Below are 17052 nucleotides of genomic sequence, written 5' to 3'. Positions count from 1 at the left end.
CATTATGAAATTACTCTTGGTCGAAATTTAGTCCGCTCATGTCAGCTTCAAAACTGGCAATATTAGCAGCAAGCTTTTCTGGATCGACTTTATATCGACCTTCAGAAATCGCTGTTTTAATTGCATCAACTTTGCTTTGATCAATTTCAGGTAACGATGCCATTTTGCTCTGAGCTCCTTGCAGCTGTTGTGCTTGCGAGGTAATGCTGACCGAATCAGTTTTCACTGCTGCTGTATTACTGCTCGTTGACTCTGCAGTTTTTGTCGCAGCACTTGCGTCACGGTTAGTACGTAACTGAGTGTGTGAAGCTGTTTTTAGATTGTTAATATCAATTGCCATGTAAGGCTCCAGCGTAATTTATGGTATTCCTAACAGGGTATCGGCCATGCTGGAAAGAACTTTAGGATTATTTTACATCCTAACTTCAACTTCTCCAACACCTATGACAATAACATCTAGTTTCCTGTTTGAGTTAGAGTTTTTGACTCTAATGGTCTCTCCCACATTTCCGTCTCTTAATGCTTCACCGGCTGTTTTTATTTCAAAGCTATTAGTTTTTGCATATATGGAGACTGAATCACCTTTACATACAAAACATAGGTTATTATTGAGTAATGGGGCTTTGGCTGGGACTCGTCTTTTTGAGCGAGTGCCAATAATGTCGGATACACCCGAGAAAAATTGGCCACGAATACTGTGCTGATCGACATAATTTATTTCTATGGTGTCATTGGTGATGAGTTCGCCTTTCTCGATAATACTTTTAGCCGTCACAACAGGGTAGAGTACTTCAACTTTGACGGATAAATACATTTGCCAAGGGTAATCGTACTCAGGACTGATGCAACTTATCTTTACGGTATTGGTTCGGTTAATCGGTCTGTCGCTGGCCATTTCTACATTGATTGGCGGGTAGCATGATGGAGGGGTTAACCTTCCTTCAACACGTTGTGGCAAGATATTTATCTTTGCATCACTATTATATGAAGGACTATTAGCAATTTTTTTTGCCACAGTCTCTTTAGCTAACTCAGTAATGGTCGATAAAGAGTAGGTAATAGTGCTGTCTTCACTGGCGAAAGCCGGTAAAGAGGAACACAATATAATGAGTAGCCATAGCATTCTTTTATTCATTTTTAGTTTCTAGCCAGTATTGCCAGTATGTCTCTATACTTCTCTATTAACGGTTTAAATCTGTGGATTTAAACAAGAATATTAATTTAGTTGTTTATATGAGTCGCATTGTACTCATCAGTGAGTCAGAAGTTTGACTGTTCAACTATCAATATGGGGTTTTATTGTCATTGTTTTACATGAAGCAATAAGCATGCCCAGTTAGTATGTTGATAATCATATTGTCAGAAAATCGAATTTAGCGTGTGGTACAATTTGATGGTAATAGATTTACTGTCGCTTTAAATCATAAGAAAAACGCCCGGAAGGGGCTGTAAAATAAACAAGGCAGGGTTATGTCGAGTATTCTTGAATCAGTCAATAAACGTACCCAACTCGTTGGTCAAAATAGACTTGAGTTGTTACTTTTTAAATTGAATGGCCGTCAACGATTTGGTATCAACGTTTTCAAAGTAAAAGAAGTCTTACAGTGTCCACCATTAACGACATTACCGCGCTTAAGCCCAATGATTAAAGGTATTGCTCATATTCGTGGTTCGACTATTTCTGTGATTGATTTGAGTGCGGCAACAGGCGGCCGTCCTTTAACTTCAACAGAGAACTGCTTCATTATTATTGCTGAGTATAACCGCAGTATTCAAGGGTTCTTAGTCAGTTCTGTTGAGCGTATTATCAATATGAACTGGGAATCAATTATGCCGCCGCCACAAGGTGCGGGACGTAATTCATATCTAACAGCAGTGACTGAAATTGAAGGTGAATTGGTCGAGATTTTGGACGTTGAAAAAATCTTAGATGAAATCTCACCTGTTAAGACTGAAATCAGTAAAGAAGCTGATGAAGCGTTAACTATCGACCGTGATCAGCATTATCATATTATGGTCATTGATGACTCTGCGGTGGCACGTAAACAAATTATTCGTTCTTTAGAGTCTTTGAATCTGCAAATTGATACTGCAATTGATGGTAAAGATGCACTCGAAAAACTCAAAGCTATAGCAACAGAAATGGACAATGTCGCTGACGAAATTCCATTAATCATCTCTGATATTGAAATGCCTGAGATGGACGGTTATACCCTAACTGCTGAAATTCGAGATGATCCAAAACTAAAAGACATTAAAGTTGTATTACATACTTCGTTAAGTGGTGTCTTTAACCAAGCAATGGTTGAGAAAGTCGGTGCAAATGATTTTATCGCAAAATTTAATCCGGATGAGCTGGCTTCTGCTGTAAATAAACACTTAATTTTATAAGCATTATTATCATTCTCTGTCTATGATTAACTTAATAGACAGATGAATGTTATCTATGAAACTGCAGCATCTCGTTAAGTTCATTAAAATGAATGTTTGAGTTAGCAAGTCAACATTGATAGCGTTAGATGAGTCAATCAAGTGACCGGTTCACACTGAAATTACTTGTAGGTAGTTTCTTTATAATAGGGTGTAAATGTGACGAATAAATCACTCGCTGAAGCAGAATATAATCAGTTTAAGCTTTTTTTAGAGCAGCACAGCGGCATTGTATTAGGTGACAACAAGCAGTACTTGGTAAGAAGTCGTTTAGCTCCATTGATGGGTAAACATGATTTACCCTCATTATCTGAAGTCGTTAAACGCTCAATGAAGCCAACAGAAAGACATTTACGGGCAGAAGTTATTGATGCCATGACCACAAATGAAACCTTGTGGTTTAGGGATAAATACCCCTTTGAATTACTTCATAATTCATTATTACCTGAATATAGCCGTTTAGGGCGTCCATTGAAAATATGGTCAGCTGCATGCTCGTCTGGGCAAGAACCTTACTCCTTAGCGATGACCATTCTTGAGTATCAGCAACGTAAGCCTGGTGCGTTACCCGGAAACGCGACTATTCAAGCAACTGACTTATCACCTTCGATGTTAGAGCGGTGTAAGAATGCAGAATATGACAGTTTAGCGTTAGCGCGTGGGTTATCTCCTGAACGCAAACGCCAATTCTTTGATCAATTACCGTCTGGTAATATGAAAGTTAAAGATAACGTTAAGCGATTAGTGAACTTTAGAGCGCATAACTTACTTGAAAGTTATAGCCTTTTAGGTAAATACGACATTATTTTTTGTCGTAATGTACTGATTTATTTTGCCCCTGAGGCAAAAGCTAAAATACTGCGGCAATTTGCTGCCGCTTTGAATCCTAACGGCATACTATTTTTAGGTGCGTCAGAATCTATCTCAGGTTTGACTGACGAATTCAGTATGGTTCGATGTAACCCTGGTATTTATTATCAAAAGAAAACCTAATTATAATACATTGTAAATAAAGGTTTTTTATCATTTTCTATGCCAGCTTCTGCTGGCGTTATTTTTTTTATCTATTTCGCATCTACTTCCTAAATGTTTTGGCATAACCTTTGCTTTATTCCTCTCAGTTAGCTGATGGAGGCAATTTTATGGCGATTAATTTTGAAAATGGTTTGGGGATACATCAATACTCATTGGGCATTCGTGCTCAAAGGGCTGAAGTGCTATCAAGTAACATCGCCAATTCAAATACGCCTGGCTATAAAGCACGTGATGTAGACTTTGCGTCTGCCATGAATAGTGCTCGTTCTCATCAGCAAGGTTTACAAATGAGTCAAACAACTGACAAGCATTTTGATTTAAAGGCGCTTAGCCAAGAACATGTTCAGTTCCGCGTACCCAATCAGCCAGATACAGGCGATGGCAATACCGTTGACTCCCAGCAAGAACAAGCTGCTTTTATGCAAAACTCTTTAGAATATCAAATGTCATTGGGTTTCCTTGAAAGTAAGTTTTCTGGCATGCGTAAAGCGATTAGAGGAGATTAATCATGAGTCTATTTAATATTTTTAATGTGTCAGGTTCAGGTATGTCAGCACAATCAGTGCGACTGAATACGACTGCCAGTAACATTGCCAACGCCGATTCAGTCTCTAGTAGTGTTGATCAAACTTATAAGTCGCGCCATCCGATTTTTGAAGCTGAAATGGCTAAAGCGACGAGTCAACAAAATAGTTCTCACAGTGTCAGTGTTAAAGGCATTGTTGAAAGTGATAAACCATTATTAAAGGAGTTCTCTCCTGATCATCCAATGGCTGATGGTGATGGGTTTATCTATAAACCAAATGTGAATATGATGGAAGAAATGGCAGACATGATTTCTGCATCTCGGTCATATCAAATGAATGTCCAAGTGGCTGATGCAGCTAAATCTATGCTGCAGCAAACGCTTCGTATGGGTAAGTAATATGAAATTTGATGGAGGTAACAGATGAGCCTCGTAAATCCTTACAGCAGTCAAACATTGCCGCAGACACAGTCGAGCAGTACAAGTAGTGTTGCTTCAAATACAACACAAACGGCTACGACAGGTAATGCTTTTCTAGACAGTGTTCAGCATGCTGAAGTCGCTGAAACACCTGAGCCTAATAGCCAGGAGCTGACTCAAGCGGATTTCTTCGCTTTATTAAGCCAACAGCTGTCAATGCAAGATCCATTTAAACCTGTAGAAAATGACCAGATGATTTCTCAAATGGCATCTTTCTCAACGGTTGATGGTATCTCAAAATTGAATGAAGAAATCCTAAATCTAAATAACTTAACTAGCTCCAGCCAAGCGTTACAAGCATCAGGACTTGTTGGTCAAAAAGTACTTATTCCATCAGATACAGGGCATATCTCTAGTGAAAGCCCTGAAGTGAAAGGGGTGATCAGTACGCCGACACCGATTGACAGCATTACTGTGAATATCGAGGATGAATCCGGCCAAGTTATCAGAACATTCGAAGTTGATGGTTCTGCAGGCGGTAACATCGATGTGACATGGGATGGCCTAGATAAAAACGGTGAGCCTGTTGCTGAAGGAAATTATGCCATTAAAGCTAACGGTAAAATTGATGGCACATCAGAAGACTTAGCGGTATCGACTTACGCACATGTTTCCAGCGTTTCATTGGGTGATGTCACAACCGGGGCGATATTAAACCTTCGTGGTATTGGCGGCATTCAATTGTCAGATGTACTTGCTGTTGCGGAAAGTTAATTTACTAAAAGTTAGACCGTGGAAAGCTTAAAACCAAATTTCAATAATGGTCAGAATACTGACTATTAACAATAAATAGAATTAGTAAGAGAAGGGGTGAATTATGTCGTTTAACATTGCTTTGAGTGGTATTTCAGCTGCTCAAAAAGATCTCAATACCACAGCAAATAACATTGCCAACGTTAATACAATTGGTTTTAAAGAGTCTCGTGCTGAATTTGCTGATGTTTATGCTAATTCTATTTTTTCAAACAGTAAAACTGCAGTGGGTGGTGGTGCAACCACGACTCAAGTGGCACAACAGTTTCAACAAGGTAGCTTACAATTCACCAGTAACTCACTTGATATGGCTATCAGTGGCGGTGGTTTCTTTGTTACGGCATCTGAAGTGGGTACGCAAGATCACTCATTTACACGTGCTGGTGCATTTAAAGTGAACTCTGAAAGTTTCATGACAGATTCAGCGGGTAACTTCTTACAAGGTTTCCCAGTTGATGCCGATGGTAACTCTACTTCGGTGAGCTTATCGAGTACTGTACCGATTAAAATTCCAGATACTGCTGGTAGCCCTGTAAAAACCAGTAATGTTGGTTTGCAAATGAACTTAAATGTAGGTGAGTCAGCATTAGATCCTGCTAACTTTGATCCAAACGATCCAGATACGTTTAATAACTCAACGTCAGTGACTATTTATGATTCATTAGGTGAGTCGCACATTATGACAACCTATTTCATCAAACCAACAGATGGTGCTTATACCGGTGAGAGTAACTGGGTTGCCTTTTATGCCGTTGATGGCGAGCAGGTCGATATTGATCAAGCAAATGGTGGTTCATACGGTGTAGATACTACCGGCGATGGTATTGCAGATGGTACGGCACTTGCTGAAAATGCATCAGGTTGGAAAGGGTCAGTATTGAAGTTTAATGATGCCGGAGCTTACACAGGTTCAGATCCCGCAACTGTTGAAACGGTCGAGCTGGGTGTCAATGGCGCAAATGTTCTAGGTCCTGGTGCTGATGGTACTCAAAAATTAACTCTTGGTTTTAATAACCCAACACAATATGCTTCACCTTTTGAAGTGACTGAGTTAACCCAAGACGGTACAACAGTAGGTCGTTTAACCAATGTGGGTATCGGTTCTGATGGCTTAGTGACTGCAAGTTACAGTAATGGTTCAACTGAGCCACTGGCGCGTGTTGCACTAGTGCGTTTTGCTAATGAACAAGGTTTGACTCAAGTGGGTAATACCTCTTGGAAAGCGAGCTTAGATTCTGGTGCAGCCTTGGCAGGTGAAGCCAATAGTGGCACGTTCGGTAGTATTCGTTCATCAGCACTTGAGCAGTCTAACGTTGATTTGACCACAGAATTGGTTGACTTAATCTCAGCTCAACGTAACTTCCAAGCTAACTCTCGTACGCTTGAGGTGAATAACACCTTGAATCAGTCAATACTACAAATCCGCTAGTTATCGATTAAGGTTTTGATTAATCATAGAGTTTAGATTTTCAAAGAGTTGCCGCAACGGCAACTCTTTGCCATTTTAATTGACCCCCTTCTTATTAGTACCTCACCAGGTAATCGTTTTATTCCATCTCAAATTCATTAGCTTAGCTTTAATTATTTCTACTTTCATGTGTTGGCACACTGATTGCTAGTTCTGTATATATCTTTTGTTATGTAAAAAGTTTGACGGAGCAGCAAATGGACAAATTACTTTATGTTGCCATGAGTGGGGCAAAGCAGAATATGAATGCTTTGGCTGTTCGTGCCAATAATTTAGCTAATGCCAATACTGATGGTTTTAAAGCTGATCTTGCTCAAGCTCGCTCTATGCAAGCATTTGGTGAAGGTCTACCTACACGTGTGTTTGCCATGACAGAAAGTCCCGGACACAACTTTAATTCTGGCCCGATTAAAACTACAGGGCGAGATTTAGACATTGCAATTAAAGATCAAGGTTGGATTGCGGTTCAAAGTAAAGAAGGTGGTGAGGCTTATACCCGTTCTGGGAGTCTAAGTTTTGACAGTACCGGTTTACTGACCAATGGCCGCGGTAATCCAGTGATGGGTGAAGCTGGGCCAATTGTACTGCCTTTACCAATCGATAAAGTTCAGATATCACCTGATGGCATTATTTCTGTAAGACCACAGGGTGCTACCGCAGATGTGATTGAAGAAGTGGCGCGAATTAAATTAGTCAATCCAGATAATGCAGAAATGATGCGTGGCGAAGATGGTTTATTTAGGCTGACATCGGGCTTAAATGCGCCGAATGATCCTAATGTAACCGTTGAGAGCGGCGCAGTTGAAGGAAGTAACGTTAATGCTGTATCGGAAATGGTGGCGTTAATTGATATTCAGCGTCAATACGAAATGCAAGTGAAGATGATGAAAAATGCCGAAGATCTAGATCGCGCATCCTCGTCTTTAATGAGAATTAGTTAGGAGTAATTATTATGCATCCCGCTTTATGGATCAGTAAAACAGGCCTTGATGCCCAACAAACCGATATTGCTGTTATTTCTAACAATGTGGCCAATGCCAGTACCGTTGGCTATAAAAAGAGCCGAGCAGTATTCGAAGATTTACTCTATCAAACCGTCAATCAGGCTGGTGGTATTAGTGCTGATAACACTAAGTTACCTAATGGCTTAAACATTGGTGCAGGTACCAAAGTTGTCGCGACGCAGAAAATGTTCACTCAGGGCAATATGCTAACAACTGACAACTCATTGGACTTAATGATTGAAGGTCCGGGTTTTTTTGAAGTTGAAATGCCGGATGGCACAGCAGCTTACACGCGTAACGGCCAATTCAGTCTTGATGAAAATGGTCAAATCGTGACTCCAGGTTCAGGGTATGTTTTACAACCCTCTATTACTATTCCTGATGATGCCACTTCAATAACTGTATCTTCAGAAGGTGAAATCTCGGTTAAATTATCTGGCGCGACAGAAAGTACGGTTGTTGGTCAATTGGCGATGAGTGATTTCATTAATCCATCAGGGTTAGATCCAGTGGGTCAAAACCTTTACACCGAAACGGGTTCAAGCGGCACGCCTATTCAAGGCACAGCATCATTGGACGGTTTAGGGGCGATTCGTCAAGGCGCGCTTGAGACATCGAATGTAAACGTGACTGAAGAGTTAGTGAACCTTATTCAAAGTCAGCGAATTTATGAGATGAACTCTAAAGTGATTTCAGCTGTTGACCAGATGATGTCTTACGTAACGCAAAACTTATAACGTTTGATGATTAGGAGAGGGATGATGAAAACATATCTAGTCATAGCATCAGTTATTGTGCTATCAGCTTGTAGCTCAACCCAAAAAAAGCCCATTCCTGACGATCCATTTTATGCGCCTGTTTATCCTGATGCACCCGCAACTCAGATGGTATCGACAGGCTCTATTTATATGGACCATCAAGCATCGAGTTTATATTCAGATATCAGAGCACATAAAGTGGGCGATATCATTACGGTGTTATTAAATGAGTCAACACAAGCCACTAAAAGTGCTAACAACGAAATCAAAAAAGATTCAAATTTAAGTGTCGATCCGATTTATGCCGGTGGCGGTAATGTCACCATCAAAGGGGTGCCACTCGATTTGCGCTATTCAGATTCTATGGATACCAAACGTGAGTCTGATGCCGATCAGTCAAACAGTTTAGATGGCAGTATCTCAGCCAACGTAATGCAAGTGCTCAGTAACGGTAATCTAGTGATACGTGGCGAAAAATGGATCTCAATCAATAATGGAGATGAATTTATCCGTGTTACAGGCATGGTTCGTAGTCAAGATATCACCCCAGAAAATACCGTTGAATCAACCCGTGTTGCCAATGCCCGTATTCAATACAGTGGTACTGGCACGTTTGCAGATGTCCAAAAAGTGGGTTGGTTAAGCTCCTTCTTTATGGGCGAATGGTGGCCTTTCTAAGGAGTATGCCATGAAGACTAAATCATTTTTAAAAGGTGTGGTTGTTACAGCAGCTATTACTACAATGTTGGCCCTTACAGCGCCTGTTCAAGCGCAACGAATTAAAGATATTGCCAATGTTCAAGGGGTGCGTAGCAACCAATTGATTGGTTATGGTCTTGTTGTTGGCTTACCAGGCACAGGTGAAAAAACGCGTTATACCGAACAAACCTTTAGAACGATGCTGAAAAACTTTGGCATTAACCTACCTGATAATGTTAAACCGAAAACCAAAAACTCTGCAGTGGTAGCTGTACACGCTGAAATGCCAGCATTTATCAAACCAGGTCAAAATCTTGACATTACCGTATCCAGTATTGGTGAAGCCAAAAGTTTACGTGGTGGAACACTGCTGCAAACTTTTCTTAAAGGAGTCGACGGCAATGTTTATGCTATTGCGCAGGGAAGTTTAGTTGTTAGTGGCTTTAGCGCAGAAGGCCTAGATGGTTCGCAAGTTATTCAAAATACCCCAACAGTGGGACGTATTCCTGGTGGTGCAATGGTTGAACGTAGTGTGATGTCGCCTTTTGCTACAGGTGACCACTTGACGTTTAATCTACATCGTTCGGATTTTTCAACGGCAAAGAGCATGGCTGATGCGATTAATAGCTTTTTAGGCCCTGGAATGGCACGCGCGTTAGATGGCACTTCTATTCAAGTCAGTGCACCACGTGATGCATCTCAACGAGTGTCATTTTTAGCCACATTAGAAAATGTAGAAGTCGAGATAGCCAGCGAGTCGGCGAAAGTGATTGTTAACTCTCGTACAGGCACGATTGTTGTTGGCCAAAATGTGAAGTTAATGCCAGCTGCAGTGACCCATGGCGGTCTAACGGTAACCATTGCTGAGGCCACGCAAGTTTCTCAACCTAATGCTTTTGCAAATGGTCAAACAGTTGTCACTACTGATTCAACCATTGATGTGGCCGAAGCTGACAGCCGTATGTTTCTTTTTGACCCTGGTACCACCCTTGATGAGCTTGTGAGAGCGGTAAACCTTGTAGGTGCAGCTCCTTCTGATGTACTTGCAATACTCGAAGCGTTAAAGATGGCAGGCGCTTTGCATGGAGAACTTATCATCATCTAAAAATTGTCGGTACGACTATGGAAAAGCTGTCAAATTCATCGCACTTTCTGGATCTAGGAGGACTAGATTCATTACGTTCTCAAGCTCAGAAAGACGAGAAAGGCGCGCTTAAAGAAGTCGCGAAACAGTTTGAAGGTATCTTCATTCAAATGCTGATGAAAAGCATGCGTGATGCCAATGCAGCTTTTAAATCAGATAGTCCAATGAACAGCCAAACCACCGAGTTTTTTGAAAACATGCGTGATCAACAAATGTCGGTGGATTTATCAGATAAGGGCATGTTGGGCATAGCAGACTTGATGGTGCAGCAGTTATCACCGCAAGATACTCCATTTAGACCAGCGTCAGTGCTTCGTGGTGATATCGATGCAAAAATAAAGCATGGCATGTTCGATAATCATTCTCGTGATGATAAAACGCTAAATCAACCTGCCATACCGTCTTCTAGCATTGCAGTGCATTCAATTCAGCAACCGGCCATTAATATTGAGCAATTATCTTCGAGCCATGATGCGATTGATGAGGCGGCACTTCAGCAAATTTTGGCTGGAAAGTCGGTGACTTCTGTTGCCACGAGTGGCAATCAATTGCCGCAAACGATAAATAAAGCCCCTAGCGAATTTGAAAATCCTGAGCATTTTGTTGCCGTGTTATATCCCCATGCAGAAAAAGCGGCGAAAGCATTAGGTACCACACCAGAAGTCTTGTTAGCACAATCAGCATTAGAAACTGGCTGGGGACAAAAAATGATCCGCCGTCATGATGGTGAGGCGAGTAACAACTTATTCAATATTAAAGCTGATAAGCGCTGGCAAGGTGATAAAGCCTCGGTGAATACCTTGGAGTATGAACAAGGGGTAGCAGTGAAGCAAAAAGCCGACTTCAGAACCTACGACAGTATTGAGCAGAGTTTTAATGATTTTGTGTCATTTATTTCAAATGGCGAGCGTTATCAAGAAGCTAAAAAAGTGGCAGCAGAGCCTGCCAAGTTTATACATGCATTACAAAAAGCTGGTTATGCCACTGATCCACAATATGCACAAAAAGTGTTGAAGGTGATGGAGTCAGTGACCAATGGGCTTAAGTCTGTATTACCAGGAGAGACTAACTAATGGCTGTTGACTTACTAAACATTGCCCGTACGGGTGTACTGGCTGCGCAATCTCAAATGGGCGTGACCAGTAATAATATTGCCAATGCCAATACGGTGGGTTACCACCGTCAAGTGGCTGAGCAATCGTCATTAGAGTCCCAAAAAATTGGTAATAGTTTTTATGGACAGGGCACTTATGTATCCGATGTTAAACGGATATATAACGACTATGCAGCAAGAGAGTTGCGTATTGGCCAAACCGCAATGAGTGGCGCGGAAACTCGCTTCACTAAAATGAACGAAATGGATCAGCTATATTCTCAAATTGGCTCTATGGTTCCTGATAGATTGACTGATTTTTTTGCCAGTATTAATAGTGTCGCCGATCTGCCTACAGATATTGGTATGCGTGACAGTATGTTAGGTGCTGCACAGCAAACTGCGACTAGCTTGAATCAAATGCAGTCTCACTTAGATTCACAGATGAAACAAACCAATAGTCAAATTGGCGCTGTTGCAGATCGAATCAATGAAATTAGTACTGAGCTCGCCAATATTAATTTAGAGCTAATGAAATCGGGCGGACAACAAGATAGCCAGTTACTTGATCAACAAGATGCGTTAATTCTTGAATTAAGTGAATACTCAGAAGTGAATGTGATTCCGTTAGAAAATGGTGGCAAAAGCGTCATGTTGGGCGGCTCTGTGATGCTAGTGTCTGGTGAAGTGGCTATGCAAGTGGGCACAACCACAGGCGACCCTTATCCTAATGAGCCGAGACTGACAACGTCAACAGGTAACCAAACTTTAGTTATTGATGGTTCTAAACTTGGCGGGCAACTCGGAGAGTTGTTCAAATTTAGGGATGAAACCTTAATTCCAGTTAACCAAGAGTTAGGACAACTTGCTCTAGGTGTTGCTGATGCATTCAATGAAATGCAGTCTAAGGGTTTTGATTTAAATGGTGAGCTTGGACAGAACATTTTTACCGATATTAATGATCCAACGATGGCAGCTGGCCGAGTTGGCGAATACGAAGGTAATACTGGTACTGCCAAATTAAAAGTTAATATTGATGATGTCGGTCAATTAACAGGGAGTGCATATGAGCTTTCATTTACTGCACCTTCATCTTATGAATTAAAAGATACTAAAACGGGTGAGACCCAAGCGTTAACTTATGATGCTGTGAATAACCAATTAACGGGTGGGGATGGTTTTTCTATTCAAATTGATTCAGTTCCAGCGGGTTTCGCTGATGGTGATAGGTTTGAAATAAGACCAAACGCAGGTGCAGCCGCAGGTATCGGGGTTGAAATGACAGACCCTAAAGGTATTGCTGCAGCAGGCCCTAAAATCATAGGCGAGTCAACAAATTCGGGTGATACGAGTGTTCAGTTAACTAGCATAGATCGTACTAATGCTAACTTCCCGCTCACAGACAGTGAAATCACGATTCAGATTGATACCGTCACTAATACATATCAAGCATTTGATGTCGATGGTACTGCTATTGGTGGACCTACTGCATTTACACCACCTCAAATCAGTACACCTTTTGGATTTGATTTTGAAATCGATGATAGTTCTGCTGGCGGTGTTATTGATACTTATACCTTCGACTTGTCATTTGCTGAAGGTGATAACAGTAATGCAGTTGAAATGGCTAAATTGTCAGATGCAAAATTGATGAATGGTGGCACTACAACCTTAGCCGGTGTTTTTGAGGGCAGTAAATTAGATATTGGCAGTAAAACTAAAGCTGCAGCAGTATCTGTTGCGTCTAATGAAGCGGTTTATCAGCAAGCTTACAATCGAGTTCAAAGTGAGTCTGGTGTTAATTTAGATGAAGAAGCAGCTAACCTCATGCGTTTTCAACAGTCATATCAAGCTTCCGCCAGAATCATGACAACTGCTCAGCAGATGTTTGACTCATTGCTTAGTTCTGTTCGCTAGGAGAATCAGTTATGCGAATTTCAACCGCTCAAATGTTTAACCAGAATACTTCTAGTATTTCAAAGGGGCAGTCTGCAACCAATAAAATTCTTGAACAGTTGGCAAGCGGCAAAAAGATTAATACTGCTGGCGATGATCCTGTGGCGGCAATTGGTGTTGATACCTTAAGGCAGAAAAACGCACTAGTTGATCAATATGTCAAAAATGTTGATTACGCTCAAAAGCACCTTGGATTAAGTGAAAGCAAACTAGGCAGCACTGAAACCTTGATGGGCAGTATGCGTGAACAGTTACAACGCGCCGCAAACGGCAGTTTATCTCAGTCTGAACGGCAAATGATTGCCGATGAAATGAAAGATAGCTTAGAAGAGTTAATGTCGATAGCCAATACTAAAGACGAGTCTGGCAATTATATTTTCGCGGGGAACAACACGAATAACCCTCCGTTTGCTTTTGATAACAATGGCGAAATTGTTTATAACGGAGATAGCGGAGAGCGGCAAAGTATTGTTGCCTCCGGTGTCACCGTAGGAACAAATGTGCCAGGGGATACGGTATTTATGAATGCCTTAAACCCTTTAGGTGACTATGGCGTCAATTATTTGCCATCCCAACAAGGTGACTTTACCGTAGATAAGGCGGCAATATTTGATTCCGCTGCTCATGTTGAAGATACCTACACGTTTAAGTTTGTTGATAACGCCGGTGTATTGGATTTACAAATAGAAGACTCTGGCGGAACAGTTATTTCTACAGTGCCCAATTTTGATCCCAGTAACCCTGTAAGCTTTAACGGTATTGAGGTTCAATTGTCTGGACAGCCCGTTGCAGGTGACTCTTTCACTATGGAACCGCAAGAAACAGTCAGTATTTTAGATACCTTTAATCAAGCAATTTCTATGCTTGAAGACCCTACAATACCAAATACTCCCCAAGGTAACTCAAAGTTGGCACAGCTATTGAATAATATCGATAGTGGTCAAATTCAAGTCAGTGCGGCAAGAAGTATTGCAGGCAATAGCTTGAAGAGTTTAGAAAGTATCTCTACAAATCACGCAGAAGAAAAAATCGTTAATGACAGTGCTTTATCCATGCTTGAAGATTTGGATTATGCCGCAGCAATAACTGAGTTTGAAAAACAGCAACTGGCATTAAATGCCGTGTCGAGTGTATTCGGCAAAGTCGGTTCTATTTCGTTGTTTGACTATATCTAGCAAGGTTTTTGAATTTTGCAAGATATGTAAACAATAATGACCCACGTTAAATTGTAAAATTTAGCCAAGCTCCAAAGTCTTGGCAACAAAACTAAGAATGAGGATTTATTTATGGCTATTACAGTAAATACAAACGTTACATCAATGAAGGCACAGAAAAACTTAAACACTTCAACTCAGGGGTTGGCGACCTCGATGGAACGCTTATCTAGTGGTTTACGTATTAACAGTGCAAAAGATGATGCGGCAGGTCTGGCTATTTCTAACCGCTTGAACTCTCAAGTTCGTGGTTTAGAAGTGGGTATGCGTAATGCAAATGATGCAATTTCGATTGCACAAATTGCTGAAGGCGCGATGCAAGAACAAACAAATATGCTGCAACGTATGCGTGATCTAACGATTCAATCTGAAAATGGTGCAAACAGCACAGAGGATTTAGCTGCACTTAAAGCTGAAATGGATCAACTTGCAGAAGAGATTACCGCTATTGGTGGCAGTACTGCATTTGGTGATACTAAGTTATTAACCGGTGACTTTTCAGCAGGTAAAACTTTCCAAGTTGGCCATCAAGATGGCGAAGATATTAGTATAACTGTAAAGCAAAGTGACTCAACAAGCTTATCAGTTGCCGCTTTAACTAATGCTACTTCTGCAGGGCGAGCTTCTTCCCTTAACAAAATTGATGCAGCGATTAAGTCAATTGATGAACAACGTGCTGACTTAGGTGCAAAACAAAACCGTTTAGCACACAACATCGCTAACAGTGCTAACACTCAGGCAAACGTTGCTGATGCTAAGAGCCGAATTGTAGATGTAGATTTCGCCAAAGAAACAGCTGAAATGACCAAAAATCAGGTATTACAACAAACAGGTAGTTCAATGCTTGCACAAGCGAATCAATTACCTCAAGTTGCACTTTCGCTACTGGGGTAATTTACATCCCAGAAATGTAGTTTAGTTAACCAATTGCATAAAAAGCCATATCCATTTTTGAATGAATATGGCTTTTTTAATGCCTGTAAGCCACTGTTTTCTAGCTAATATGATAAATGTTCGAAAAATGTTCAAATAATTTCTAAAGTATCTTAAAACGCTGCCGTTAAAGTATTTGTAACCCAATAGACCCGCCTGGCAATAAAGACAGGCAATGTTTTAAAGCCAGGTATAAAGAGGAATCAAATTATGGCTATTACAGTAAATACAAACGTAACTTCAATGAAAGCGCAAAAGAACTTAAACGCTTCAACTGGTAACTTAGCCACATCGATGGAACGTTTATCAAGCGGTTTACGTATTAACAGTGCAAAAGATGATGCGGCGGGTTTAGCGATTTCTAACCGTTTGAACTCTCAAGTTCGTGGTTTAGAAGTGGGCATGCGTAACGCTAACGATGCAATTTCAATTGCGCAAATTTCTGAAGGCGCGATGCAAGAGCAAACTAACATGCTTCAGCGCATGCGTGACCTGACTGTACAATCTGAGAATGGTGCAAACAGTACTGAAGATTTAGCAGCTATTAAAGCAGAGATGGACGAGCTTGCCTTAGAAATCACTGAAATCGGAAACAATACTGCATTTGGTGATACTAAATTATTGGATGGTAGTTTTTCAGGCGGCAAGAATTTCCAAGTTGGTCACCAAGATGGCGAAGACATTACTATTACAGTAGCTACAAGTGATTCGACTAGCTTATCAGTTGGAGGTCTAACTAATGCTACCTCCGCAGGTCGTGCTTCAGCTCTAACTAAAATTGACGCAGCGATTGCCACTATTGATAGCCAACGTGCAGATTTAGGTGCGAAACAAAACCGTCTTGCTCACAACATTGCTAACAGTGCTAACACTCAAGCAAACGTTGCAGATGCTAAGTCTCGAATCGTAGATGTGGATTTTGCTAAAGAAACAGCTGAAATGACTAAGAATCAGGTTTTACAACAAACGGGTTCAGCAATGCTTGCACAAGCTAACCAACTACCTCAAGTTGCACTTTCTCTTCTCTAATTTGACTAATCGAATTAGAGTTTGAAAATTTAAGAAGGGAGGTCTTGATAGATCTCCCTTTTGTCGTTTTTGATGATGATTATCGTACTAAACTAACTAAGAGGCGTAAGATGGCTATGGATATCAATTTTACTGGTACCTCAAATACCCTTACTGATAATATGGGGACTCGTCAGCTTACTGAGACTAAGGCTGCGGTAGCTGAAGAAAAGTCGAAAGTCACTGAGCTTGAAAAAACAGAGCAAGAAAGTAAAGATTTGACAGAAAAAGATTCTGACAAACAAGATTTAGCAGATATTACCAACGATCTTAATGATATGACTGCATTGATGCGAAAAGGTTTGGCTTTCAAATTAGATGATGATTCCGGTCAAAATGTCATTAGCGTTATGGATGTAGATTCAGGTGATATAATAAGACAGATACCCAATGCCGAAGCGTTGGAATTATCAAAAAAACTGGCTGAAGTGGCAGGAATTTTGCTTAATACAGAAGCATAAAATCAGCAGTTTTAGTAATCTTTGGTCGCT

The 17052-nt window shown here is 40.8% G+C and carries 18 protein-coding genes; 16 read left to right on the top strand and 2 right to left on the bottom strand.

Annotated elements, in window-relative coordinates; all coding sequences use genetic code 11:
• Positions 1-10: 10 nt before the first annotated feature.
• Both flgM and flgA read right to left on the bottom strand, forming a co-directional pair.
• Positions 11-340, bottom strand: coding sequence for a flagellar biosynthesis anti-sigma factor FlgM (gene flgM, locus AB4153_RS16680; protein WP_102528987.1), 330 nt, complete (start codon positions 338-340; stop codon positions 11-13).
• A 72-nt stretch (positions 341-412) separates the two neighbouring features.
• Positions 413-1135, bottom strand: a complete 723-nt coding sequence (gene flgA, locus AB4153_RS16675; protein WP_229369277.1) for a flagellar basal body P-ring formation chaperone FlgA — start codon at positions 1133-1135, stop codon at positions 413-415.
• 335 nt (positions 1136-1470) lie between these two features.
• Here flgA and AB4153_RS16670 point away from each other — a divergent pair, with 335 nt between their 5' ends.
• The 16 genes from AB4153_RS16670 (at position 1471) to AB4153_RS16595 (ending at position 17022) form a co-directional block, all read left to right on the top strand.
• The gene (locus AB4153_RS16670) at positions 1471-2391 is read left to right on the top strand and encodes a chemotaxis protein CheV (RefSeq protein ID WP_102528989.1); all 921 of its coding nucleotides are present in this window, start codon (positions 1471-1473) and stop codon (positions 2389-2391) included.
• 198 nt (positions 2392-2589) lie between these two features.
• Positions 2590-3423 (top strand): protein-glutamate O-methyltransferase CheR, encoded by an 834-nt coding sequence (locus AB4153_RS16665; RefSeq protein WP_102528990.1) that lies wholly within the window; start codon positions 2590-2592, stop codon positions 3421-3423.
• Between the two features lie 149 nt (positions 3424-3572).
• Positions 3573-3971 (top strand): flagellar basal body rod protein FlgB, encoded by a 399-nt coding sequence (flgB, locus tag AB4153_RS16660; protein WP_102528991.1) that lies wholly within the window; start codon positions 3573-3575, stop codon positions 3969-3971.
• 2 nt (positions 3972-3973) lie between these two features.
• Positions 3974-4390, top strand: coding sequence for a flagellar basal body rod protein FlgC (gene flgC, locus AB4153_RS16655; RefSeq protein WP_371998164.1), 417 nt, complete (start codon positions 3974-3976; stop codon positions 4388-4390).
• 24 nt (positions 4391-4414) lie between these two features.
• Positions 4415-5185: a flagellar hook assembly protein FlgD gene (gene flgD / locus AB4153_RS16650; protein ID WP_102528993.1), complete on the top strand. Its 771-nt coding sequence runs from the start codon at positions 4415-4417 to the stop codon at positions 5183-5185.
• Between the two features lie 103 nt (positions 5186-5288).
• Positions 5289-6653, top strand: a complete 1365-nt coding sequence (flgE, locus tag AB4153_RS16645) for a flagellar hook protein FlgE (RefSeq protein WP_102528994.1) — start codon at positions 5289-5291, stop codon at positions 6651-6653.
• A gap of 236 nt (positions 6654-6889) precedes the next feature.
• Positions 6890-7633 (top strand): flagellar basal-body rod protein FlgF, encoded by a 744-nt coding sequence (gene flgF, locus AB4153_RS16640; RefSeq protein WP_102528995.1) that lies wholly within the window; start codon positions 6890-6892, stop codon positions 7631-7633.
• A gap of 11 nt (positions 7634-7644) precedes the next feature.
• Positions 7645-8433, top strand: a complete 789-nt coding sequence (gene flgG / locus AB4153_RS16635; RefSeq protein WP_102528996.1) for a flagellar basal-body rod protein FlgG — start codon at positions 7645-7647, stop codon at positions 8431-8433.
• Between the two features lie 24 nt (positions 8434-8457).
• Entirely contained in the window at positions 8458-9132 is a 675-nt protein-coding gene (gene flgH, locus AB4153_RS16630) for a flagellar basal body L-ring protein FlgH (protein WP_102528997.1), read from the top strand.
• Between the two features lie 64 nt (positions 9133-9196).
• Positions 9197-10258: a flagellar basal body P-ring protein FlgI gene (locus tag AB4153_RS16625; protein ID WP_241906460.1), complete on the top strand. Its 1062-nt coding sequence runs from the start codon at positions 9197-9199 to the stop codon at positions 10256-10258.
• Positions 10259-10275: 17 nt separating this feature from the next.
• Positions 10276-11370, top strand: coding sequence for a flagellar assembly peptidoglycan hydrolase FlgJ (gene flgJ / locus AB4153_RS16620; protein ID WP_102528999.1), 1095 nt, complete (start codon positions 10276-10278; stop codon positions 11368-11370).
• Positions 11370-13307 (top strand): flagellar hook-associated protein FlgK, encoded by a 1938-nt coding sequence (gene flgK / locus AB4153_RS16615; RefSeq protein WP_371998163.1) that lies wholly within the window; start codon positions 11370-11372, stop codon positions 13305-13307. The genes flgJ and flgK overlap by 1 nt, the downstream gene beginning before the upstream one ends.
• An 11-nt stretch (positions 13308-13318) precedes the next feature.
• Positions 13319-14521 carry a flagellar hook-associated protein FlgL gene (gene flgL / locus AB4153_RS16610; RefSeq protein ID WP_371998162.1) on the top strand — a complete coding sequence of 401 codons (1203 nt, stop codon included), beginning with the start codon at positions 13319-13321 and terminating at the stop codon, positions 14519-14521.
• A gap of 111 nt (positions 14522-14632) precedes the next feature.
• On the top strand, positions 14633-15454 hold the full coding sequence (locus AB4153_RS16605) for a flagellin (RefSeq protein WP_371998161.1): 822 nt from the start codon (positions 14633-14635) through the stop codon (positions 15452-15454).
• 249 nt (positions 15455-15703) lie between these two features.
• Complete coding sequence (locus tag AB4153_RS16600; RefSeq protein WP_102529003.1) at positions 15704-16522, top strand: flagellin; 819 nt, start codon at positions 15704-15706, stop codon at positions 16520-16522.
• Between the two features lie 110 nt (positions 16523-16632).
• The gene (locus tag AB4153_RS16595) at positions 16633-17022 is read left to right on the top strand and encodes a flagellar protein FlaG (protein WP_241906457.1); all 390 of its coding nucleotides are present in this window, start codon (positions 16633-16635) and stop codon (positions 17020-17022) included.
• Positions 17023-17052 lie beyond the last annotated feature (30 nt).

The sequence above is a fragment of the Shewanella sp. 10N.286.52.E4 genome, from assembly GCF_041468785.1.
Taxonomy (GTDB): Bacteria; Pseudomonadota; Gammaproteobacteria; order Enterobacterales; family Shewanellaceae; genus Shewanella; species Shewanella electrodiphila.
This window is presented reverse-complemented; position numbering and strand designations above follow the sequence as displayed.

Bases quoted from the DNA above. Each gene is read 5' to 3' on its own strand.
- AB4153_RS16600 (WP_102529003.1), top strand. From the start codon at position 15,704: ATGGCTATTACAGTAAATACAAACGTAACTTCAATGAAAGCGCAAAAG.
- AB4153_RS16670 (WP_102528989.1), top strand. From the start codon at position 1,471: ATGTCGAGTATTCTTGAATCAGTCAATAAACGTACCCAACTCGTTGGT.
- flgA (WP_229369277.1), bottom strand. From the start codon at position 1,135: ATGAATAAAAGAATGCTATGGCTACTCATTATATTGTGTTCCTCTTTA.
- AB4153_RS16605 (WP_371998161.1), top strand. From the start codon at position 14,633: ATGGCTATTACAGTAAATACAAACGTTACATCAATGAAGGCACAGAAA.
- flgH (WP_102528997.1), top strand. From the start codon at position 8,458: ATGAAAACATATCTAGTCATAGCATCAGTTATTGTGCTATCAGCTTGT.
- flgL (WP_371998162.1), top strand. From the start codon at position 13,319: ATGCGAATTTCAACCGCTCAAATGTTTAACCAGAATACTTCTAGTATT.
- AB4153_RS16595 (WP_241906457.1), top strand. From the start codon at position 16,633: ATGGCTATGGATATCAATTTTACTGGTACCTCAAATACCCTTACTGAT.
- flgF (WP_102528995.1), top strand. From the start codon at position 6,890: ATGGACAAATTACTTTATGTTGCCATGAGTGGGGCAAAGCAGAATATG.
- flgC (WP_371998164.1), top strand. From the start codon at position 3,974: ATGAGTCTATTTAATATTTTTAATGTGTCAGGTTCAGGTATGTCAGCA.
- flgE (WP_102528994.1), top strand. From the start codon at position 5,289: ATGTCGTTTAACATTGCTTTGAGTGGTATTTCAGCTGCTCAAAAAGAT.
- flgK (WP_371998163.1), top strand. From the start codon at position 11,370: ATGGCTGTTGACTTACTAAACATTGCCCGTACGGGTGTACTGGCTGCG.
- flgM (WP_102528987.1), bottom strand. From the start codon at position 340: ATGGCAATTGATATTAACAATCTAAAAACAGCTTCACACACTCAGTTA.
- flgD (WP_102528993.1), top strand. From the start codon at position 4,415: ATGAGCCTCGTAAATCCTTACAGCAGTCAAACATTGCCGCAGACACAG.
- flgG (WP_102528996.1), top strand. From the start codon at position 7,645: ATGCATCCCGCTTTATGGATCAGTAAAACAGGCCTTGATGCCCAACAA.
- flgJ (WP_102528999.1), top strand. From the start codon at position 10,276: ATGGAAAAGCTGTCAAATTCATCGCACTTTCTGGATCTAGGAGGACTA.
- flgB (WP_102528991.1), top strand. From the start codon at position 3,573: ATGGCGATTAATTTTGAAAATGGTTTGGGGATACATCAATACTCATTG.
- AB4153_RS16625 (WP_241906460.1), top strand. From the start codon at position 9,197: ATGTTGGCCCTTACAGCGCCTGTTCAAGCGCAACGAATTAAAGATATT.